25 protein-coding genes are annotated in these 20,545 nt (G+C 67.4%); 11 read left to right on the forward strand and 14 right to left on the reverse strand.

From position 1 onward, the window contains the following. The first annotated feature begins 24 nt into the window (after positions 1-24). Both BR78_RS21095 and BR78_RS21100 read left to right on the forward strand, forming a co-directional pair. Positions 25-1,221: a DUF2974 domain-containing protein gene (locus tag BR78_RS21095; RefSeq protein WP_051683427.1), complete on the forward strand. Its 1,197-nt coding sequence runs from the start codon at positions 25-27 to the stop codon at positions 1,219-1,221. A 32-nt stretch (positions 1,222-1,253) separates the two neighbouring features. Beyond that, positions 1,254-2,147, forward strand: coding sequence for an ankyrin repeat domain-containing protein (locus BR78_RS21100; protein WP_231478340.1), 894 nt, complete (start codon positions 1,254-1,256; stop codon positions 2,145-2,147). Positions 2,148-2,171: 24 nt separating this feature from the next. Here BR78_RS21100 and BR78_RS0119370 read toward each other — a convergent pair whose 3' ends face one another. From BR78_RS0119370 to BR78_RS21105, 12 genes are read right to left on the reverse strand one after another with little or no spacing between them, the layout of a single operon-like run. After that, positions 2,172-2,810: a hypothetical protein gene (locus BR78_RS0119370; RefSeq protein WP_029937422.1), complete on the reverse strand. Its 639-nt coding sequence runs from the start codon at positions 2,808-2,810 to the stop codon at positions 2,172-2,174. Beyond that, positions 2,807-3,265: a hypothetical protein gene (locus tag BR78_RS0119375; protein ID WP_029937423.1), complete on the reverse strand. Its 459-nt coding sequence runs from the start codon at positions 3,263-3,265 to the stop codon at positions 2,807-2,809. Before BR78_RS0119375 ends, BR78_RS0119370 begins: the two co-directional genes overlap by 4 nt. Next, on the reverse strand, positions 3,265-4,590 hold the full coding sequence (locus BR78_RS0119380; protein ID WP_029937424.1) for a FliI/YscN family ATPase: 1,326 nt from the start codon (positions 4,588-4,590) through the stop codon (positions 3,265-3,267). The genes BR78_RS0119375 and BR78_RS0119380 overlap by 1 nt, the downstream gene beginning before the upstream one ends. After that, positions 4,583-5,191: a FliH/SctL family protein gene (locus tag BR78_RS0119385; RefSeq protein WP_029937425.1), complete on the reverse strand. Its 609-nt coding sequence runs from the start codon at positions 5,189-5,191 to the stop codon at positions 4,583-4,585. Before BR78_RS0119385 ends, BR78_RS0119380 begins: the two co-directional genes overlap by 8 nt. After that, entirely contained in the window at positions 5,188-5,706 is a 519-nt protein-coding gene (locus tag BR78_RS22045) for a hypothetical protein (RefSeq protein WP_029937426.1), read from the reverse strand. Before BR78_RS22045 ends, BR78_RS0119385 begins: the two co-directional genes overlap by 4 nt. Further along, positions 5,703-6,452: a type III secretion system inner membrane ring lipoprotein SctJ gene (gene sctJ / locus BR78_RS0119395; protein ID WP_156022412.1), complete on the reverse strand. Its 750-nt coding sequence runs from the start codon at positions 6,450-6,452 to the stop codon at positions 5,703-5,705. The genes BR78_RS22045 and sctJ overlap by 4 nt, the downstream gene beginning before the upstream one ends. Positions 6,453-6,488: 36 nt before the next feature. After that, positions 6,489-6,857 (reverse strand): hypothetical protein, encoded by a 369-nt coding sequence (locus BR78_RS0119400; RefSeq protein WP_231478341.1) that lies wholly within the window; start codon positions 6,855-6,857, stop codon positions 6,489-6,491. Positions 6,858-6,895: 38 nt separating this feature from the next. Next, positions 6,896-7,207 carry a hypothetical protein gene (locus BR78_RS0119405; protein WP_025494913.1) on the reverse strand — a complete coding sequence of 104 codons (312 nt, stop codon included), beginning with the start codon at positions 7,205-7,207 and terminating at the stop codon, positions 6,896-6,898. 27 nt (positions 7,208-7,234) lie between these two features. Continuing rightward, complete coding sequence (locus tag BR78_RS0119410; protein ID WP_029937428.1) at positions 7,235-8,353, reverse strand: SctD/MshK family protein; 1,119 nt, start codon at positions 8,351-8,353, stop codon at positions 7,235-7,237. Then, positions 8,350-10,191: a type III secretion system outer membrane ring subunit SctC gene (gene sctC, locus BR78_RS0119415; RefSeq protein ID WP_156022413.1), complete on the reverse strand. Its 1,842-nt coding sequence runs from the start codon at positions 10,189-10,191 to the stop codon at positions 8,350-8,352. Before sctC ends, BR78_RS0119410 begins: the two co-directional genes overlap by 4 nt. 38 nt (positions 10,192-10,229) lie before the next feature. Further along, positions 10,230-12,218: a flagellar biosynthesis protein FlhA gene (locus tag BR78_RS0119420; RefSeq protein WP_051683428.1), complete on the reverse strand. Its 1,989-nt coding sequence runs from the start codon at positions 12,216-12,218 to the stop codon at positions 10,230-10,232. 8 nt (positions 12,219-12,226) lie between these two features. After that, positions 12,227-12,925, reverse strand: coding sequence for a lytic transglycosylase domain-containing protein (locus BR78_RS21105; protein ID WP_051683429.1), 699 nt, complete (start codon positions 12,923-12,925; stop codon positions 12,227-12,229). A 487-nt stretch (positions 12,926-13,412) separates the two neighbouring features. Between BR78_RS21105 and BR78_RS0119430 the strand changes: the two genes are divergently transcribed. From BR78_RS0119430 to BR78_RS0119460, 7 genes are read left to right on the forward strand one after another with little or no spacing between them, the layout of a single operon-like run. Further along, complete coding sequence (locus BR78_RS0119430) at positions 13,413-14,558, forward strand: EscU/YscU/HrcU family type III secretion system export apparatus switch protein (RefSeq protein WP_051683430.1); 1,146 nt, start codon at positions 13,413-13,415, stop codon at positions 14,556-14,558. A gap of 13 nt (positions 14,559-14,571) precedes the next feature. Further along, a complete protein-coding gene (gene fliO / locus BR78_RS0119435; RefSeq protein WP_081855868.1) occupies positions 14,572-14,901 on the forward strand; it encodes a flagellar biosynthetic protein FliO in 330 nt (109 codons plus the stop codon). After that, complete coding sequence (locus tag BR78_RS0119440) at positions 14,898-15,890, forward strand: FliM/FliN family flagellar motor switch protein (RefSeq protein ID WP_029937434.1); 993 nt, start codon at positions 14,898-14,900, stop codon at positions 15,888-15,890. Before fliO ends, BR78_RS0119440 begins: the two co-directional genes overlap by 4 nt. Then, positions 15,890-16,552, forward strand: a complete 663-nt coding sequence (gene sctR / locus BR78_RS0119445) for a type III secretion system export apparatus subunit SctR (RefSeq protein WP_029937435.1) — start codon at positions 15,890-15,892, stop codon at positions 16,550-16,552. Before BR78_RS0119440 ends, sctR begins: the two co-directional genes overlap by 1 nt. 12 nt (positions 16,553-16,564) lie before the next feature. Beyond that, complete coding sequence (gene sctS / locus BR78_RS0119450; protein WP_029937436.1) at positions 16,565-16,831, forward strand: type III secretion system export apparatus subunit SctS; 267 nt, start codon at positions 16,565-16,567, stop codon at positions 16,829-16,831. Further along, positions 16,828-17,604, forward strand: a complete 777-nt coding sequence (sctT, locus tag BR78_RS0119455) for a type III secretion system export apparatus subunit SctT (RefSeq protein ID WP_231478342.1) — start codon at positions 16,828-16,830, stop codon at positions 17,602-17,604. Before sctS ends, sctT begins: the two co-directional genes overlap by 4 nt. After that, positions 17,601-17,969: a helix-turn-helix domain-containing protein gene (locus BR78_RS0119460; protein ID WP_231478344.1), complete on the forward strand. Its 369-nt coding sequence runs from the start codon at positions 17,601-17,603 to the stop codon at positions 17,967-17,969. Before sctT ends, BR78_RS0119460 begins: the two co-directional genes overlap by 4 nt. A 10-nt stretch (positions 17,970-17,979) precedes the next feature. Here the strand turns inward: BR78_RS0119460 and BR78_RS0119465 are convergent, their stop codons facing one another. Both BR78_RS0119465 and BR78_RS0119470 read right to left on the reverse strand, forming a co-directional pair. Beyond that, positions 17,980-18,705 (reverse strand): DUF6683 family protein, encoded by a 726-nt coding sequence (locus BR78_RS0119465; protein WP_029937439.1) that lies wholly within the window; start codon positions 18,703-18,705, stop codon positions 17,980-17,982. A gap of 95 nt (positions 18,706-18,800) precedes the next feature. Continuing rightward, entirely contained in the window at positions 18,801-19,427 is a 627-nt protein-coding gene (locus BR78_RS0119470) for a hypothetical protein (protein WP_029937440.1), read from the reverse strand. Positions 19,428-19,680: 253 nt separating this feature from the next. Between BR78_RS0119470 and BR78_RS0119475 the strand changes: the two genes are divergently transcribed. Both BR78_RS0119475 and BR78_RS0119480 read left to right on the forward strand, forming a co-directional pair. Further along, positions 19,681-19,920 (forward strand): hypothetical protein, encoded by a 240-nt coding sequence (locus tag BR78_RS0119475; RefSeq protein WP_156022414.1) that lies wholly within the window; start codon positions 19,681-19,683, stop codon positions 19,918-19,920. A 37-nt stretch (positions 19,921-19,957) separates the two neighbouring features. Then, positions 19,958-20,506, forward strand: coding sequence for a hypothetical protein (locus BR78_RS0119480; RefSeq protein WP_029937442.1), 549 nt, complete (start codon positions 19,958-19,960; stop codon positions 20,504-20,506). Positions 20,507-20,545: the final 39 nt, after the last annotated feature.

Raw genomic sequence — 20,545 nt, forward strand, 5'->3', positions numbered from 1 at the left:
ACTCTCCCATTCTTGCAGGGAGCTATGCACCGCGCGCACGCGCGCCGCGATAATCGGATCGATTATGGCGCGCGTGGCCCCGGCGCGGCATCTCCGGCACATCCGATCGAAGGACGGCGCGCGATGCAGGTCAACAGAGCAGCCCCCGTTTCTACTGCGTCGACTCCCCCTTCGACGCCGCCCTCGGCATCGAGAGGCGCCGAAGTCTATCGTTCGGATTGGCAGTCGCCGAGTGTCACGCCGGCGCTGCACACGACGCCATCGGCATCCACCTCCCCCCGGGCCGATGGCGTCGACTCCCCCCAGCAGCGCGCCGCGAACGATCAGGACGCCGTCGTCCCGTTTGTTCCCGTCGCGCGCAATGCTTCCGATGCTCAGCCCGTGCATCTCGCGACGTTGTCGCCGGTCACCGGCGCAACCGCCCCTTCCGAGCCGCGCCTCGCGGCAAACGATGCGCCCGATCTCGCGCAGGTCCACGCCAACGCGCTGCTCGCCAAGGACGTCTATAACGACGTGCCCAGCCCGCCTTCGGGCTATCGCGCCGCCAGCGACGCCGATCTGGCGCGCCTCGGGCTCACCTCGGAGATGCTAGAGCAACCCGGCGAAAGCAGTTTCCGCGCCCGCGTCTATGTCAGCGGCGAGGCGGGTGCGGAGCGCTACACCGTCGTCTTCCGCGGCAGCCAGTCCGGCGACGACTGGAAGAGCAATGCGCAGCAGGGCCTCGGCATGGATTCGACGCATTATGCCAATGCGCTCGAGATCGGGAAGAAGCTCGCGCGCACCGATGCCGATGTGACTCTGGTCGGCCATTCGCTCGGCGGCGGCCTCGCGGCGGAGGCGGCGATTGCCTCGGGCCGCCCTGCTGACACGTTCAACGCCGCGGGCCTCCACCAGAACACGATCGAGAAGGCGCAGGCAGTCGCGCAGGCGAACGGCCGCGGCCTCTCCTCGATCAACAATTACCGCGTCCATGGCGAAATCCTGACCACGCTGCAGGAAGGCGGCGACCGGATGATCGGTGCCGGGCTCGGCGGGCTGATCGGCGGCGGCGGCGCGATCGTCGGCGCGGCGGTGGTCGACTTGCCCGAGGCCTATGGCACACAGCACGATCTGCCCAATGTCCGCCCCGAAGGCGCACATTGGTGGGATTCGATCAACCCGGTCGACCGCCACAGCATGGACTGGGTTCTCGCCGGAACCGCGGCACAAGCCGGCCGCTGAACGGTTGACGCACCGCCTGCGATAGGAAGAGAGTGCGGCGTGTGCGAAAGATATTCCTGTTCAGCCCCGCGCTCGCGCTCATGACGATGGGCTGCGAAAGCGATGCGCGCGCCGATTGCTTCGCGCCGGGCACCGAATTGCCTTCCCGTCGCGATACACTGACCGATCAGCGGCTGGGCGCAGCCGCCCGCAATTTCGCGGAGGCGCTTTTCGACGGCGATATCGACCGCGCCGCGCAATTGCTGCGCGGGGACCCCGGTCTGGCGCGCCGTCGCGTGGGTGCGCATTACGAGATGCTGTCGGTCGCGCTCGCGACATGCCGCTCCGACGCCGTCGATCTGCTGATCCGCAGCGGTGCGCTGCTCGATGGCGTCGAGGAGCGGGGACTTCCGCTCCGGCTGGCGCTGCGGGCGAAGGACCCCGATCTCGCGCACCGTCTGCTCACGGCGGGCGCGAACCCCAATCCCGCGGGCAATCCGAGCGGTCCGTTGCGAACCGCGATCGCGCTCAATTCGCTCGGCGCGGTACGCATGCTGCTCGATTTCCGCGCCGATCCGAACGTGATGGAGGCGACCGGCAACCGCCCGCTCCACACCGCGCTCGACATGGAGCATTTCCGCATCGCCGAATTGCTGCTCGATCGCGGGGCCGACCCTTGGGCGATCGACAGCGGCGGTGCCAATCTCGGCAGCGCCGCGACAATGCCGATGCTCACCGAGTCCCCGGAAGAGGCCGAGGCGCAGCGTCGATTGGCCGCACGGCTGAAGAAGCTCGGCTGGCCCGATCCGGTTCCCGCGGTGCGTGAAGTGCGGGCGGCTGCGGCCCGCGGCAACTGGCCGCCGGCGGTCGCGCGCGCTGCCGGGGCGGCACCGGTCCCGCCTGCAGTGGTGACGCTGATCAAGGCAAACATGAACTCCGCCAACTAGCGCATTCGAAGCCGAAAGGTGCCTTCAGCCGAACGCCGTCGCGGTCGACAGGCTACCCAGCCTCACTCCCGCATTGCGCAACTGCGCCTCCAGCTCGCGCAGCGTGCCGTCATAGGGCGGCACGCGGTCGCCGAGCAGCAGCGCCACGTCGAGCGTGCCCGCGGCGTTGCGCACCAACCGCGCGCCGGTGGCGGGCCACGCCCGATCGCCGAACGTCACGGTGACTTCCTTCGTCCCCTTGCCGTTCTCGCGCGTCCACAGATCGGCGAGCATCTGCGCGAACGCACCGGGATCTACATGCGCGGCGGGCATTGCCAGCATTGCCATGGCTTGCGGCTGGGCATGGCCGGCAAAGCCGAACAGCCCGTCCTGCCGCTCGCGCGCCTCGCGCTCCTGACGCAACGCGGTGTCACGCGAATCGCCAAAGGCCTCGCGTTGCTGGACGATCGTCTCGCCTCGGCGTTCGGGCTGCACCAGTCCCTTGAGCGGTTTCTGCTGCGCGGTGCCGGCTGGCTGCTCCTTTACCTGCAGTTTTGCCTTCGCCTTTCCCAAAGCCTCGTTCATTGCCCGGATATCGGCAAGCGCGGGCTGGGCGCGAGCCGGCACGGGCCCCTGTGCCGACTGGCGCACCGGCTGCGCATGCGGGGAGCTGACGCGGGTCATGATCGCCTCCGTGCCTCCATATTGTCGAGCGCGGTGCGCTCTTCCTGCCTTCGGGCCCAGCGCCGCACCGCCTGTCCGGCATGCTCGGCCAGCCGGTCGTGCCGGGCACGGGCGAGGATCATCGCCTTGCGGCGTTCGGCCTCGGCCTCGGACGAGAGCCGCTCGGCCTCGCGTGCGTCGTTGAGCGCACTACGTGCCACCGAGCGCCGGAACTGGCTGCGATCGACCATTGCAAGCAGCCGCTCCGCCTCTGCCGGGTCGGTCGTCAGATCCGTCCGCGCCTGCGCCATCGCGGCGTCCGCCGCATCCGCAGCCGCATCGGCCTCGGCACGCTCGCGCTCGGCCGCGGCGGTCGCCGCACGGGCCTCGGCAAGCGCCGCCGCGGCGCCCCGCATCCGAACTTCGCGCAACCGGACGAGGACCTGCGCCTGCCGCCGCTGATCGCCGCCGCGCATCAGCCGGCGACTCCGCGCAGCAGCATCAGCGAGGTCTGGAAGTCCTCCGGCCGACTGGTGTCCTGCCGCAGCAGCGTGTCGATCTCGGGCCTCGCCGCGATCGCGCGATCGGCGAGCGGATCGGCGCCGGCACGATACTCGCCGACCTGCACCAGGAACTCGATCTCGGCATGCTTGGCGAGCAACGCGCGTACCCGCGTCGCCGCCTCGCGATGCGCCGGCGTGGCGAGCCGGGGGAACAGCCGGCTGAGACTCGCGAGCACGTCGATCGCCGGATAATGTCCCGCGGCGCCGAGTTTCCGCGACAGGATCACATGCCCGTCGAGGATCGAGCGCACTTCCTCGCCGATCGGATCGTCACCTTCCTCGTCCTCGAGCAATACGGTGTAGATACCGGTGATCGATCCCGTCGCGTCGTTGCCCGCGCGCTCGAACAGACGCGGCAGCTCGGCGAAGACCGAGGGCGGAAAGCCGCGGCGCACCGGCGGCTCGCCCGCCGCCAGCCCGATCTCGCGCAGCGCGCGGGCGAAGCGGGTCACTGAATCCATCAGCAACAGCACGTTGCGCCCCTCGCTGCGGAAGCCTTCGGCGACCGCCGTCGCGTGATGCGCCGCGCGCACCCGCTCCATCGCCGCGCGGTCAGACGTCGCACAGACGATCACCGAGCGCGCCAGGCCGTCCTCGCCCAGCGCGTCCTCGATGAACTCGCGCACCTCGCGGCCGCGTTCGCCGATCAATGCGATGACGATCACGTCAGCCTCGGCGAAGCGCGCGAGCATGCCGAGCAAGGTCGACTTGCCGCCGCCTGCCGCCGCGAACACGCCGAGGCGCTGGCCCCGCCCGAGCGTCAGCAGCGTATCGATCGCGCGGACCCCGGTCGGCAGCGGCGCATCGATCAGCGCCCGCTCCATGGGCTGTGGTGCCGGCGCATGCAGCGGGCGCCGTTTGAGATCGGCGGGAAGGTCCCCCTTGCCGTCGATCGGGCGGCCGCGACCGTCGAGCACCCGACCGAGCAGCCCTTCGCCCCACGGCACCAGATCCGCGCCGCTGCGCACGATCACTTCGGCATCGACCGAAAGCCCGCGCACGTCGCCGAGCGGCGTCAGGATCGTCGCCTGCCCTGCGATTCCGACCACCTCGACCGGCACTACGCGCCCGGTCGAAGGTTCGATCACTTCGCAGAAATCGCCTACGCGCGGCGCAATTCCCGTCACCTTGAGCGTCGTGCCGAGCACTTCGACCAACCGCCCGCGCCGTTCGACCGTTGGGCTGCGCTGGAGCCCGGCGAGCAATTGGTCGACCGTGCTGGCGGGCCCGTCAGCCATGGAGCGCTTCCTCCCACATCCGCTCGATCTGCGCGAGCTGCGTGTCGAGCCCGGCGTGGGTGCGGCCGAGCGCAGTCTCGATCACGCAATCCTGCCCCGCGAGCAGTGGATCGGCCTCGACGCTCAGCCCGCTGCGCCCGTCCAGTCGTTCGCGGGCCGCCTCGATCGCACCCGGCGCGACGCGCACCACAGCCATGGTATCCGGCGCGAGCTGCGCCGCGGCACGCTCGGCGAGCCCCGCCACCATCGTCCCGTCGCCCAGTTCGCCGGCGATCCGCCGGACCACCTCGAGCGCGAGGCGGGCAATGTCCTTCTGCCGCTCGCGCTGCAATTCGCCGTCGCGCAGCGCGATCCGGAACAACTCGGCCTGCCGCTCGCTCTCCGCCGCGGCGAGTCCTTCGGCGCGCCCCGCCGCGAATCCCTCTGCCCGCGCCGCCTCGCGCGCGGCATCGATCGTCTCGCCGGTTCCCGCCCGGATCCGCCCCGCCTCGGCGAGCAAAGCCAGCGCATCCTGCATCCGGCCGACATCGTCCGCAGACACGAGGGGGTCGTCGGTGAGCGCGGTCGCCAGCCGATCGGCGTGAAGCACGAGGAAGCTCATGCGTGCGCCGCCTCGACCGCCGCGGCAACGAAAGTGTCGAGCGCCTCGCGCGGACACGACAGCGCCAGATGATCCGCGCGCCACGGCAGATAGCCGCGCAGCGGCATCGGCAGCTGCTCGCGCAGCAGCGAGAAGCCGTAGATCTCGAGCTCGTCCGGCTCGAGCCGGCGCGCGGGCGCCGCGGGCATCGCAGGGATGGTCTCGATCGCCCAGTCGAGCAGGTCCTCGCCCGCAACCTCGGCAAGCCCGCCCAGCCATGCACCGTCGATCGAGCCCGCCAGCGCGTCGCCCATCCACAGCAAAGCGACTCGCAGCGCGAGCTTGTGCTGCGCCGCTGCCGGCAGACGGAGCCAGCCGGGTGCGCTCGGCAGATCGGTGAAGCACGCCACGGGATCCTCGCACCCGTTCAGATGCTTCAGCAACAGGGCCGCCCGGCGATATCCCGGCCCGCCCTCGACCGCGACGAGATCGTTGCCGATCGCCGCCAGCGTCGCGCGTTGTTCGGCCGCCCTCATGCACCGCCCTCGCGCCGCGCGACGGACGCGCGCCGCTGCTGCCAGCGCCGCAGGCTCGGATACCCGAGCGCCGCGATCAGCAGCAGGAGGCCGGCGATCCCCACACCGACCAGATTGGCGTTGAGCATTTCCCCGCCATCCTTGCGCGCGACGGTCGGCAAGGGTTGCGCCGGGAAGGTCTCGACCGAGACATTCTCATATTTGAGGCCCTGCACCGAATTGACGATCAGCGCCTTCACCTTGCCGATCTGGGTGTCGATATTGGTACCCGGGCGATATTTGATGAACACCGATGCCGAAGCGGGCTGCCCCGTCTCGGCGAGCGGCTGCGTGTCGGGCAGCACGAGATGGACACGCGCCTGCACAACGCCGTCGATTTCCGAGATGGTGTGCGACAACTCCTGGCTCATGCCATAAACCAGCCGTGCCTTCTCCTCGGTGGGCGAGGAAACCAGCCCTTCGCGCTTGAACACTGTCCCCAGCGAGGCGAATTCCTCGCGCGGATAGCCCTGCGAGTGGAGCACCTCGACCGCCCGGCTGAAATCGCCCTTGTCGGTCTGCAGCATCCAGCCGGCCTCGCCCTTCTCCTGCTTGGTGGCGTTGATCCCGGCGCTTTGCAGCACCGCGATCATCTCGTTCGCCTGCGTCTCGGTGAGCTTCGAGTAGAGCTCCGCCCGCCCGCAAGCGGCGAGCAGCAGGCAGAGCCCGATCAGTGCCGGGCGCATCCTTCGGGCAGACATGCCCATATCAATTCTCCACGCGTGAGGCCTCCAGGACAGGCCTCACGATTGCTGCCGGAACAGCTGCTGGATGCCGTCCGAGGTGCGGTTCGCGATGTTCGAGGTGAGCTGGCAGTGGAACATGAACTCGTGGCACTTCATGGTCAGATCGACCACTTCGCCCGGAGTCATCTCCGAACCGCTGGCTTGCGCGGCCCTGGCATATTCGGACACGCTCTTCGCCTCGCCGTTCACCCGCTCGATCTGGCTGAACATCGCCTGCATCGCCGGCCCGAGCGCGTCCGCGCCGCCGACGCCACCATTCCCCATCGCCGATAGCGAGCCCTGGAAGCTGGTGATATCGGACACGGAAGCGTTCGGCCCCGCCTGAACAATGTCGGGCGGCGTGGGGGCGAAGGCGGAACTCGCCATGGCCCCAGCAATGGCTTCGATCGACATGATCGCCTCCGTCAGTTCTTGCGGGCCATCGTCTCGAGCGCCTTGCCGACGCTGTCGATCGAGCTCGACGAGCTGTTCGCCATGAACGACATCCGCATCGATTCTGCAGTCAGCTTGACGATCTGCGAGGGATTGTCGCTGCCGTTATTGCCCACTTCGTTCGACATCGCCTCGATCCGCGTCGCCTGCTTGTCGAGCGTCTGGCCCCACGAATCCGCCAGTGCCTCGAACCAGGTACCGGGCGCCGAGCCCTTGTTCATCTTGTTGCCGGTCAACGGCGAGAGCGAGATGTTGGTAAGGCCCGTGGTGATGGTATTCGACATGATCCTACTCCTTCACACTACAGATGGTCAGAACTTCAATTGCGTCTCGCGGCCGTTCTTCTCGAAGAACACCGTGTCTCCCTGTATGGCGATGAGGCGGTGGCCGCTCGGCATGATCGCGCCGGAGAAATAGCGCGCGCCGTCGACGGTCTGGATATAAGCAGGGTCCCCGGAGACGACGGTGGAGACCTTTTTGGTCGCGTCGGCGATCGTGCGGATCGGAGTGTCGTCCCTCGGCGGCAGATCGTCGCGGAAGACGAGGCGACCGAGCTGCCTGACGTCGGTGCGGATCGCCTGGGCGAGCTTGAGGCGCTGATCGTCGGTGAGTCGCGTGACGCGCAGCTCCACACCGGTGCGCGAGATCGGCCTGCCCATCGCCTGCAGGCCGTGAATGCGGGCAACGTCCGCCGCGGCCTGGGCGAGCTCGGCGCTGGTCTGGACGTTGATCGCGGCATCGATCCCGTGATCGCGCAACGCCTCCTGCGCCTTCAGCCGCTCGGCATCGCTCGAGACGACGCCACTGACGATCACGCCGCCCGTCGCCGCGTCGTTTGCGGTGGTCAGCGGCGCAAGGCCCGCGGAATCGAGGACATGATCGGCACGCGCCGCCGAATCGCCGCGCAGGCCAAGCGCGTCCATCGTAGGCACCGCCAGCGCCGCGCCCGCCGCCAGCGTCGCCACCGCACCCACTGCCATCGCCCGCCTGCGCGTGAACCAGCCGCTGACCTGCTCGCTCGCCTTGCCCAGCAGCGCCATCGCCTCGTCCTGCGCGGAAGGCGGGGGCAGCGGCGGCGCGGGCGTACTGTCCGCGATGCCGCTCGCTTCGGCCCAGCGCGCGCTTTCGGGATCGCCCCAGGCGAGCGCGACGCCGCCGATCGAGAAGGGAACGTACGCCGGAAGGATCGCGGTCTGCCCCTCGCCCAGATGCGAGCCGAGCAGCAACGCCTCTCCGCTCAGCACCGTGATCTGCGCTCCGCCCTCGCCGCCAATCTGCAGGTCGACGGCGACGCCTTTGGTCGCGGGATCGCGGATGACGACATCCTGCCAGAACTGATGGCCGATCGACACGGTTCCGCTCGCCGGCAATTGCTTCTCGGTGCCGGCAAGCCGGCCGTTGAGCACGCGAAGAACGGAAGCATCGATCATTGCGTCAGGGTTCCGCTGGACGGGACCGGGATCTTCGCCGGCGGCTGGTTGGCCGCAGGCGTAGGCGCGCCGGGCGCCATCGCGGTGGCGCGCGAAGCGAGGGGCACCAGCCGCGGCGTGATCAGGAACAGCCGCTCGGTATGACCACGCTGCTTCGTGCGGAACTTGAACAGCTCGCCGAGCAGCGGGATGTCGCCGAGCAGCGGCACCTTGGTCTCGTCATTGATGTCGGCATCGATCGTCATGCCGCCGAGCAACAGACTCTCGCCGTCGAGCACCATGCCCTGCGTGGCGACGCTGGCACGGTCGACCACGGGTATGTTCTCGACCATCGAATCCGGGCTGATGCTGCCGTCCTCGATATTGACGAGCATGCGGATCCGCGTCTGGTCGTGGTCGCGGAAGACGTGCGGATTGACGCGCAGCACGGTGCCCGCGGTCACGTTGAACAGATCGACTTCCTCGCGCCCCGCCACGCGGACGTAGAAGGTCCGCGTCCGATCGAACACCGCCTCGACGTTGGACAAAGTCATCACCTGCGGACGCGACACGATGCGCGCCGCGCCCTTGTTCTCGAGCGCGGTTACGCGGCCGAGGAACTCGCGCTGGCTGCCGATGATCGTCGAAATCGTCCCGCCCGCCCCCGAAGGCGTGATGTTGCTGACATTGTCGCGCCGGCTCATGCCGGGTATCCGCTGCAGACGGCCGTCGCTATCGGCATTGCCATTCCCGAACAGCGCGCCGAAGCCGCCGCTGCCGAAGCGCCAATTGATGCCGAGCTTGCGCAGCTTGTCGACGTTGATGTCGATGATCGTCGCTTCGAGCTCGACGATCTGCGGCTCGACGTCGAGCGCGCGGATCAGCGAGTCGTATGCCGCCATCCGCTCGGGGACATCGCGCACGACGATCGCATTGAGATAGGCGCTCGGCTCGATCCGAACTATGTCCTGCGAGAGCGGGGCGGCGAGGCCCATGCCGTCGCCGCCGCCCAGCACTTCGGTCGCGGCATAATTGCCGCCGCCGATCGGGACCTGCGATCCTTCCGCCGGAACCGAGTCCAGCCCCTGCCCCTTGAGCCGTGGCTGGCTTTGCCGAACGAGGCGCGCACCGAGCGACGGCACGATCGCGCTGCCGCCGGGCTTCTGATCAAGGACGAGATTCTGGAGGATCGACGCCAGTCCCGGGACGCGAGTCTCGCGTCCGCCCGCAGTGATCAGCGTATCCTCGGCACGGGCATAGCGCAGGTAGAAGACGCGGAATTCGATCGGCTGGCTGATCGGCCCGCGCGGCGCATCGTAATAGCCGCCGCGTCCGCCGCCGGGATAGGCGCCGCCCGGCGCGGCCGGTGCACCATCGGCGAGACTGCCCTCACCGCGCGCCATTCCAGAGACCTGCTCGATGAAGCGCGGCGTGCCGCTGACGACGAGCCCGTCGGTGGTGACGCGCAGCAGATTGCGCTGATCGGGCAGCCGCTGCGCCCGCGCCTGCCGCGCGACGCGCTCGGCGGAGGCACGGTCGAGCGGCAGGTTCTGCACGCCGAGCTCGGTCGGGGCGTACACATAGATCGCCGCGCCGTCATAATAAGAGATCAGGTTGAAGGCCTTGGCGATGTCGCCGTAGATCTTCTCGACGCTCCCCTGGAACACGCCGTTGACCGTGCCGGTCAGCTTGGCGCTCGGCACCACCGGGCGCCCCACCTTTCCGAACAGGTCGCGCAGGAACGCCGCGATCGGCTGGTCGCGTGCGACGATCGAGACCTGGTTGCGGTTCTGCGCCGGCGGCGTCTGCGCGCCGGCGGCAAGCGGCACCGGCAGCATGGCCGCGAGAGCCAACAGCATCGACGGGTTTTTATAAAGCTTCAAACAGCCCTCCGTTGTCATTCCGCCGCGAGCGCGGCCTGCGTCTCTTCCGCCAAAGCCCCTGGCGGAAGACCGATCTGACCGACCATTTCGACGGAAATGGTCGGCGAGAGTTCGTTGAAGGCGAGCACGGGCAGCTCGAACAGATCGGGTTCGATCAGTTTGCGGATCGAACGGCGCACCTCGAACGACGTGACCAGCGCATTGGCGCCGGTTTCCGCCGCGGTGCGGCCGATCGTCGCGACCAGCTCGCGCGCAACCTCGGGCTTGACTGCGAGCCGCTCGACTCCGTCGACCATGCGCGTGGCCTCGCGCACCAAAGTCTCGAGTTCCGGCGTCACCACCAGCGCGCGAATGCCCGCGCCCTGCCCGACCGCGTCGAGCAGATAGCGCTTGAGCGAAATGCGCGTGAGATCGGCGATACGCGCGATTTCACGCTCCTGATTGGCCGCGTCGGTGAGGCCTTCGAGCACGTCGCGCATGTTGCGGAGCGGGACCTCTTCCTCGGCCAGCCGGCGCAGCACCTCGGCGATCCGCGCGGCCGGAACCGCGCGCACCGCTTCCTTGACCACTTCGGGATAATCGTCGCCGACCCGGTTGAGCAGCCCCACCGCCTCCTGCACACCGAGGAAGCGCGGCAGGCTGCGACGGATCAGCGCCTCGACTTCGCGGACCAGGGTCTCGGCATCGCTCCCCTCGCCCGCGCCGACCGAAAGCTCGAACGCAAGCAGCCGCCACGCGCGCGGACCTTCAGGAGCGAGAAAATGAATAGCCAGCCGCGGCAAAGGCACCCCGCTGCGATATTGCAGCCGTTCGAGCATCGCGATGAGCCCGGCGGAAAGCGCCGCCTCTTCGTCGACCGGCGGCTGCGGACCCGAGATCTGGAGCAGCAGTGGCACCACGGCCTTGGGTGCCTCGGGCTCGGCGAGCAACGTCACCGGTCGGGGCGCCTCGCGCCCGCCGGTGAGGAGCTTTCGCATCGGCCCCGAGTGCCGAACCATATGTGGCTTGAGCCGCGGGTGCATCGCCGCGCCCGAAAACAAGGCCACGAAACCCAGCGCGATGAACACCGCGGCGGGGAAGCCGGGGATCAGCGCCATCAGGAAGCAGATCCCGCCGACCGCGAGCAGCACGCGCGGATTGGCGACGAGCTGGCGGTGCATCGCCTGCCCGAGATTGGAATCATTCTCCTCATCGGTCGAGCGTGTGACCATCAGGCCCGCGGCCATCGCACCGAGCAATGCCGGGATCTGCGCGACGAGGCCCTCGCCGATCGTCAGGATCGAATATTTGGAAGTCGCCGCGCTGATCTCCATGCCCTGCTGCATGACACCGATGGCGAGGCCGCCGATCAGATTGACGATGACGATCACGACCGATGCGATCGCGTCGCCCTTCACGAACTTCATCGCGCCGTCGAGGCTGCCGTGGAGCTTGCTCTCGAGCTCGAGCGTGCGGCGGCGGCGGCGCGCCTCGTCCTTGTCGATCAGCCCGGAGCGCAGGTCGCTGTCGATCGAGAGCTGCTTGCCCGGCATCGAATCGAGGCTGAACCGCGCCGCGACTTCGGCGACGCGCTCGGCGCCCTTGGCGATGACGATGAACTGGACGATCGTGATGATCAGGAACACCACCAGCCCGACGACGATGTTGCCGCCGGCGACCATCGTGCCGAAGGTCTGGATGATGTGCCCAGCATGCCCCTCGACGAGGATCATTCGCGTCGTCGCGATGGACAGCGCCAGCCGGAACAGCGTCGAGATCAGCAGGATCGAGGGGAAGGACGAGAAATCGAGCGGGCCGCGGATGTAGAGCGTTGTGAGCAGCAGCATCACCCCAAAGGTGATGTTGACGCCCACCAGCATGTCGATGATCAAGGTCGGGAGCGGCAGGATCATCAGCCCGACGATCGCGACCACGCCGACGATGAGGAACAGGTCCGCGATGCGCGCCGAGAGCGGCTGCGGCTTGGCCGCATTGCTGCTGGCGAGATACCGCTCGACGCTCATCGCGGGCCTCAGCGCGCCCCGCCGCGTTGCGCGGCCTGGTAGCCGCCTACGACCTTGCGGACATAGGCCTGCGTCTCGCGATAGCGCGGCACTTTCCGGCCAGCCTTGATCACCGCGCCGGGGCCCGCGTTATAGGCGGCGACCACCAGCGGCACGTTGTTGCCAAGCTGGCCTTGCAGCTGCTTCAGATACTTGGCGCCGGTGTGCATCGCGAGCACGGGGTCGTCGAGCAAGGCATCCGGATTTCGGACGCCAAGACCGCGCGCAGTGGCCGGCATCACTTGCATCAGCCCCAACGCGCCCTTGTTCGACACTGCCCGCTGGCGGCCGGCGGACTCGGCGTTGACCATCGAAGCGAGCAGATGCGGATTGATGCGGTACCGATATGCGACCGAGGTGATCAGCGCGTCATTGGCACCGCCACCGCGGGTGCGCACCGCCCGAGTCGCCAAAGCGAGCCGCTTCTGGAACCCCGGCATGCTCACGCTCACCGAGCTGCGTTCCGGAAGGACGACCGCCTCGGGTTCGGCGCGGGGAGCCTCCGCAGCCGATGGGCCGCAGAAACGCAGTGCCTCGGTATATCGCGTGCCGATCGCCGCAGCGCCGCAATTGCCCGCCTGTGCGGGAATTGCTGCCACGGCGGCACCCCCGAACGCAACGAGCTTCAACGCGAAGCCGAGCGACGAGAAAGAGCCTGAAAAGCGCATACACGACCTCCCTGCAAGCCCGTGGAAGGGCGTTGCTGACGATCGTCTGGCTCGCATTGGGTCCTGCGATCCGGACCTTGATCCGGCCAATAAAGGCTACGCCGATCACTCGTCGCATGGCACCCCCCGATTTCGTCAAGTCATCGCGGATTCTGACCGATCCATCCCGGCCAAATGGCGCTTCACCGCGAACCCAGCATTCGTATCGCAAGCGAAACAGCCTGCGGAATGCCGTGCTGATCCAAGTGATTCGAGGTGGTTTAATTACCAAATTACTTCGCTTTAGTGACGATACTGCACATGTTCGGCGAGTTGACCCTCGCTCCGGCTTTTGAGAAATAGGCTTTAGTTTGGCACGCAACAGGGTCCTGCGCTCCAACCACGAAACATAGCTGCCGCGCCTCTGTCGGGCGTGGTCTGCGAACGCATCCGGCGCTCTCCTCTCGTCCGTCGTTCGGGCGGGGCTCGAGTATGGCTGGAGGCGCGATTGGCCGAGAAGAACGAAGGCGGCGACAAGACCGAAAAGCCGACGCCCAAGCGGCTGGCCGATGCGCGCAAGAAAGGCGATATCGCCAAGTCGCGCGACATCACCGCGACTGCGACTCTGTTCGTCTGGGTGATGGTGCTGATGTTCGGCGCCGGCTATGCGGGAAAGCAGGTCATCGCGCTGTTCGATGACGGCTTCGTGCTGATCGGCGGCAACGCGCCGTTCCACACTGCTTTGTCGCAACTCGGCCGGAGCGCGCTCTGGGCGCTGCTCGGAATCACCGCCGTCGCGCTGATTCCGGCCGCAGTCACCGGCGTGCTCAGCGAGTTCCTCCAGGCCGGCGGCGTATTCACTACCGAGAAAATGAAGCCCAGCCTCGACAAGATGAACCCGGTCGAGGGCCTCAAGCGCATGTTCAGCGTGGACAACCTCGTCGAACTCGCCAAGACCCTCGCCAAGGCGGCGCTGATCGTGTTCGTCGTCTGGCTCGTGCTGCGCGGCTCGCTCGCCGAGATCATCGAGCGGACCGGCCCGGTGCTGCTGCCCGTGGCCGAAACCGACGGCCGCTCCGCCGCCGCCTCGATCCTGATCTTCACCGGCTCGCTGGTGCGCACCGCCTTGCTCTGGACCTTCGGCGCCTTCCTGCTCGTCGCGGTGCTCGACATGGCGTGGCAGAAGCACAGCTACATCAAGAAGCTGCGGATGAGCATGCGCGACATCCGCGAAGAGTCCAAGGAGAACGAAGGCAATCCCCTCATCAAGTCGAGCCGGCGCCAGCTTCACGAGGAATGGGCCAATCAGAACGCCGTCGCCGCCACCCGCGACGCCAATGTCCTCGTCGTCAATCCGACGCACATCGCAATCGCGCTTGCCTATGACGAAGCGAGCTGCCCGGTGCCGATGATGACCGCAAAGGGCGAGGGACCGCTTGCCGCGGCGATGCGCGCGGCCGCCGAAGAGGCCGGCATCCCGATCATCCGCCACGTCCAGGTCGCGCGAAAACTATACGAGGACGGTGCGCCCGACGACCTGATCCCGCGCGACATGTTCGATGCCATCGCCCAGATCATCCTGTGGGCAAAGCGCGTCCGCGACGGCCAGTCGGCTCCCGATCTCACCGAACCCGAACTGATAAACGCGAACTGATGGGGCCGCATTGATGGATTCGACGATCGGCGCTGCGCTTTCCGGACTCCTCGGCACGATCATCGCGCTTGCGGTGGTGCTCGGGCTGGCATGGGTCAGCCTGCGCGCGCTGCGGCGCTGGCAAGACCGGGGCCTGGGCGGCCCCAATGGCGTGGCCGAGCGCCAGATCCGCTTCGTCCGCGCGCTCCCCGTTGGCCAGCGCGAGCGGCTGGTGCTGGTCGAGGCCGAAGGCGAGCTGATGCTGGTCGGCGTTACATCGGGATCGATCTCGCTGCTGCGCAACTGGGGCGCAGCGAAAGAGGCCGAGGTCGATGTCCCGGCCGCCTCGGAGACGATCCAGTGAACGCGCCCCTCGAACCGCTCCGCAAAAACCTCCGCGCGATCGATCAAGGCCGGGCGCAGCTGCAGACGACGCTGATCGGTGCGCTCAACCGGCGGTTGATCGACGAACTCCAGACCGGCGTTCGCCTCGCCACCGAGCGTGACCGGCGCGCGGCCGTCGCATGGATCCAGTTCCGCAGCGGCGAGCATCTCGTGCAGGTCGCGCCGTTGCTGGTCGACGGCGCGCTCGCCCGCGTTTCGGGTGCGCAAGGCAGCGTCGACGCCGCCGCCGCCGCCGCGACGCTGGGTCGCATCGAGCCGCTGGTCGGCGCGCTGGAGCTCGTGCTCGGCTGCGAACTCCAGCCCGCCGGGCTGCACAAGAGCTATGCCGGTGATCCGGTATTGCTGCGGCTCGACGCGACGACGGCGAACGGCGTCATCCAACACCGCCTGCTCCTCGCGGTCCCACCCGAGATGGCGGTAGAGCCGCTTGCGGAGATCGAGCTCGCCGCGACCGCGATCGGCGGGCTCAGGCTGCGCTGGACTGCGCGCTTCGACGGTCCCGCCGTCGGCGCCGCGCGCATGGCCGCGATCGCGCCCGGCGATTTGCTGCTGCTGGGAACCGGCATACCGGTCACGAAGTTATCATTGCCGGGCCGCAACGATGCGCAACGCGCACGAATCGCATTCAATGACGGGGTGCTCGTTTTGCAGGATGATGCCGCAATAGACGGATCGCACGAGGCGTCCGCGCCTTTTCCGGCGGACGGGGATCCAGGCTGGGCCGATGTTCGGCTTCCGACGACGATCGAGATCATCGGCTCGGGGATGACTGCCGCCGAACTGGCCACGCTCGGCAAGGGCAGCGTGCTTCCCCTGCCCGCGAGCGGCGGCACGCTGCCGGTACGCGTGATCGCCGGCGAGCAATGCGTCGCCGAGGGCGAACTCGTCGCGGTCGGCGAAGGCTTCGGCGTGCTGATCACCGGAGTCACTGTCGACGGGGAAGCGTGATGGAACTTTCGAGCTTCACGCCCGGTTCGGCACTCGTCGTCGTCGTCGCGCTCGCGCTGGCGCCCTTCTTCGCAGTGATGGTGACGTCCTTCACCAAGATCGTCGTCACGCTCAGTCTGCTGCGCAACGCGCTGGGTCTCCAGCAGGTGCCGCCCAACATCGTCCTCAACGGCCTGGCGCTGATCCTGACGCTCTACGTCATGTATCCGGTCGGCCAGCAGATGCAGGACGCCATTGCCGCGCGGCAGGTCCAGGGCAGCGTGATGCAATCCACAGCATCGATCTCGACTGCGATCGACGCCGGCAAGGAGCCGCTGCGCGAGTTCCTGATCAAGCACAGCGACGCCAACGAACGCGCCTTCTTCCTCCGCACCGCGCAACGCGTCGGCAATCCCGAGCACGCCAAGGAGATGACCGACCGCGACCTGATCATCGTCATCCCGGCCTTCGTCGTGAAGGAATTGAGCCTCGCTTTCCAGATCGGCTTCCTCATATTCCTGCCATTCCTCGTCATCGATCTCGTCATCTCGAACATATTGCTCGCGATGGGGATGATGATGCTGTCGCCCACCACGATATCGCTGCCGTTCAAGCTGCTGCTGTTCGTGCTCGTCGACGGCTGGGTGAAGCTCAGCCACGGGCTGGTGCTGTCCTATGCCTGAGGAAGCGGCTCCGTGAACGGCGACTTCGTCAGCCTCACCAACGATGCGCTGTGGCTCGTGCTGATCCTGTCGGCGCCGCCGATCATCGTCGCGTCTGTGGCGGGGCTGCTCGTCGCGATCGTCCAGGCGGCGACGCAGATCCAGGAACAAACGCTGCAATATACCGCCAAGTTCTTCGCGATCGTGCTCACCCTGTTCGTGACCGCATCGCTGATCGGCGCGTCGCTCTATCGCTACAGCGACCGCATCTTCAGCGAATTCCCAACGATGATCCAGTGACCGGCTGGAGCGATCCGATGCTCCTGCTCGGCGTGGCGACCGCGCGGATCGCGGTCGCCTTCATGCTGATGCCGATCTTCTCGCCCGATCTGATTCCGGCGATGGTACGCAACTCGATCCTCGTCTCGCTCGGCATCGTTTCATTGACGCTCCAGCCAACGCTCGACGTGTCGATGATGGGTCCGGGCCAATGGGGCGCGATGTTCGCCAAGGAAGTGTTCGTCGGGCTGGTGATCGGCTTCTTCTTCGGCGCGGTGCTATGGGCGCTGGAGGCGGCGGGGCAGATCATCGACACCAAGGTCGGGGCGACCATGGCGCAGATCGTCGATCCGCTCTCGGGCCACCAGACCTCACTCAACGGCGCGTTTCTCGGCCGGCTCGCCGGGATCGTCTTCATCTTCTCGGGCGGACTATCGCTGCTCGTCCATGTGCTGATGGAAAGCTATGCGCTCTGGCCGGTCGCCGCGCCGATGCCGACGCTCGATGCGCGCGGGCTGGCGCTATTCGAAGCCGAGTTCGGCCGGCTGATGGTGCTCGCTACGCTGTTCGCCGCGCCGGTGCTCACCGTTCTCTTCCTGATCGACGTAGGCCTTGGCCTGATCAACCGCTTCGCCCAGCAGCTCAACGTCTTCACTCTGTCGATGTCGATCAAGGCATTCGCCGCGACGGCGATCATCCTGCTGCTCGTCGGCTCGTTCATCGAGGCGATCACCCGCGACATTCTCAGCCGTCCGGACGTGATCCTCAACATCCTGCGCGGACTCACGCATTGAGCGCCGCCGCGCCCGCCCCTGCGCCGATGACCGAGGACGAGCGCCTCGCCGCGATTGCCGAGCTGCTGCGCAAGGCCGATGCGATGCCCGGCGCGCCAGAGCGCGTCGCCTTGGGCGAGCATATGATCGAGGCGGCGCGCGTGCCGAAGCGTCACCGCGAGGCGCTGCTGCAGCTCACCCCGACCGAGATCACTTGCATCCGCTTTCTCGGCTGGGGCCGCTCGAACGGCGATATCGCGACCTTGCTGCTGATGGCCGAGAATACCGTGCGGGTTCATCTGTCCAACGTCGCGCGCAAGCTCGAGCTGGACGGGATGCGCGAGCTCGCGGCGCTGGCGGGGCTGCTCTTCTACCCCTCGGACTGAGCCGGGAGCCTCAGCTGAGGCCGTCCGGCCCCAACTGCATCCTGGTCACGTCGAAACCGAAAGCCGCGCGCGATCCCTTGGCGATCGCCGCTTTGACCCCCGGCATTGCCGAAGGCTGTTTCTGCGCCGCCTGAATCGCCTGGTCGACCAATACCGCCTGGACGAGCATCGACTCGGCGATTTCCTGCTTCAGCGCATCGCTGGCATTCGCAAATCCCGGAGTGGTGCTGATCGCGCGCGCCATTTGCGCGCTCACTGCCTTGTAATCGGAGGGCTTGCTGTCGACAGAGCCCCGAACGCCATAATAGGCAGCCACCAGGTACATCGCCATTGCGTCGGCGACATTGTTGGGGTTGAGCCCGACGGGCCGCATCACGCCGCCCACTTCGGCGACCACATCGCGGCGCGCGAAGGTCCGCTGCAAATCTGCCGCGCCCTTCGGATCGACGCGGCTGAGCCGGGCGACGAATTGCTGCATGTTGCGCTGGCGCACTGTCGTGCTTGGGCGATAGGTGATCGCCGCGCGGTTGACCGTCGCGGAGCGCGGCACACGCGTCATCGACCGAAACACGTTGCTCGTGCTCGCCCGGGCGCTCTCGGACTGGGTGCTGCCGCCCTGGGACAGGGTATTGGTCAGCATGCCCATATTGAAGACGCCCTGCGCCGCGGCACCGCCGGGCGCCAGCATCGCAGCTGCAGGAAGGCAGAGCAGAAAGCGAAGCAGCATCTTTCGCATGACTTTACTCCGATTGTTTCAGACTTCGGCTGGTACAACGCACAAAGGGGCCGGCGGAGCCAGCCCCTTTGCTTTGAGGCGTGTCGGGAAAAAGTTCAGCCCTTGCGCGCCGAGTTGGCAAGGCCTTCGCCGACCGTCTTGATGGCGTTGGTGGTTGCGTTCATCAGGATGCCGAATTCCTGCGACTTGGCACCGAACTTGGCCGTGAGCGACGGCGTCTTGTCGGTGATCTGGTCGGCCATCTTCGACATTTCCGCAGCCTGCTTGTCGAGCTTCTTGCCGAGCGCCTCGGCCAACGCCATCAGCCAGCTCTGGCCGCTGGTGCCCTTGGCGCCCTTGCCGCCGGCGCGCGCGGCCTTGGCGTCTTCGCCGTCGGCCATGCCCGAAACCATGCGGTTGATCGCGTCATCGACTTCGCGACTGGCCTGGCCCTGCTCGGCCGGCGAGGCGTTGAACTGTTCGGCGAGCCCGCCGATCGCTTCCTGCACGTTCTGGCGAACACCGGCCTTGTCACCCATCGAGGCGCAGAACGCGCCCTGCGCCATGTCGATCGTCGATTGCGGAAGACCAAGCTTCTCGCCCAGCTGCTGGATGACCTGCTGGCCGATCGCCGACATGAGCGTGCGTGCCGCGAGCGAGGCCCAGCCTGCAGGGCCCATGGCGAGCTGCGCAAGCGACAACGGGTTGGTAGCGATGCCGCCGAGTGAACTGAGAATCGACATTGTCTTACCTCCTGGTTCGTGAGCCCTCGGGCCCGGATCATGTGCCGGTCGGCCGCCGGGCCACCGTCGATGACCATAAGACACGAAAGCAGCAGACGACGCGCTCTGCGTTTCGACTAGATCGCCTAGTCAAACCGACTAGTCCCGCGGGCTGCGGCCTGATCGCGCGGCGTGTAGTCGGAGCGATTATGGAACCAAGAAGCCCGCCGGGAGATATTCGACGACCGGGTTACGGGAAGAGGAGTTGCCCATCGTGTCGATATCCGTTGGAGTATCCGTGGGCGGCGTGCGGTCGCGCGGCGTTGGCGCAGAGATCGCCAGCCCGAGCGAGCGCCGCACCGACGATGCCTGCGCCGCGCAGGATGCTGCCACCGAGTCGCTGTCGCAAGGGCTGGCGCGGCATCGGGACGCGGCCGCGCTTGGCGGTGACGGCCCACTCGACCGGCTCGTCCAGCAGCCGAGCCCGCTCGATCGCCTGACCAAGGCGTCGTAGAACGGGGCGCGGCCCGAATCCTCTTGCGGAGAAATGCGTGCACCCACGGAACCGCGCCATTCGCTTCGCGATCGGCGCCTTGCTGCTCGGTTGCGCCACGCCCGCCACGGCGCAAGAAGGCGTCGATTGGGGCGGGCTGATGGCAGGCATCGCGCATGGCACCGCGATGGACGAGGCAGCGCAAGAATCGGTCTCGGAAAATCGCCCGGCCGCCGAAGCGCGCGCACCGGCTTCGACGCTGCGCCTCACTTACAAACCCTCGCTGGACCGACGCCGCGCCAATTTTGCGCGGTTCATCGCCAAAGCGCACGCGCAGGATCCGCAGGGCGCGGCGTCGCTCGAGAAGGAGCTGGGCGCATCCGATCTGATCGCCAGGGCCGAACCCGAACTCGCCCAATACGGTCTTCGCATCGACAATGTTGCCGATGCCTATGCCATCTGGTGGCTGAACGCGTGGCTGGCGGTACGTCAGCGGACCGACACGCCGCCCGCGCGGCAGATCACGGCGGTGCGCCAGGGCGCGCGCGCCTCCGGCCTCGATCTCGGCGCGATAAATCTCACCGACAAAGGCTTCGTCCCGCGATGAAGCTAGTCGTTGCGATTATGGCGCGTGCGGCCTCCGATC

This window comes from Sphingomonas sp. UNC305MFCol5.2 (assembly GCF_000712135.1).
Lineage (GTDB): Bacteria > Pseudomonadota > Alphaproteobacteria > Sphingomonadales > Sphingomonadaceae > Sphingomonas.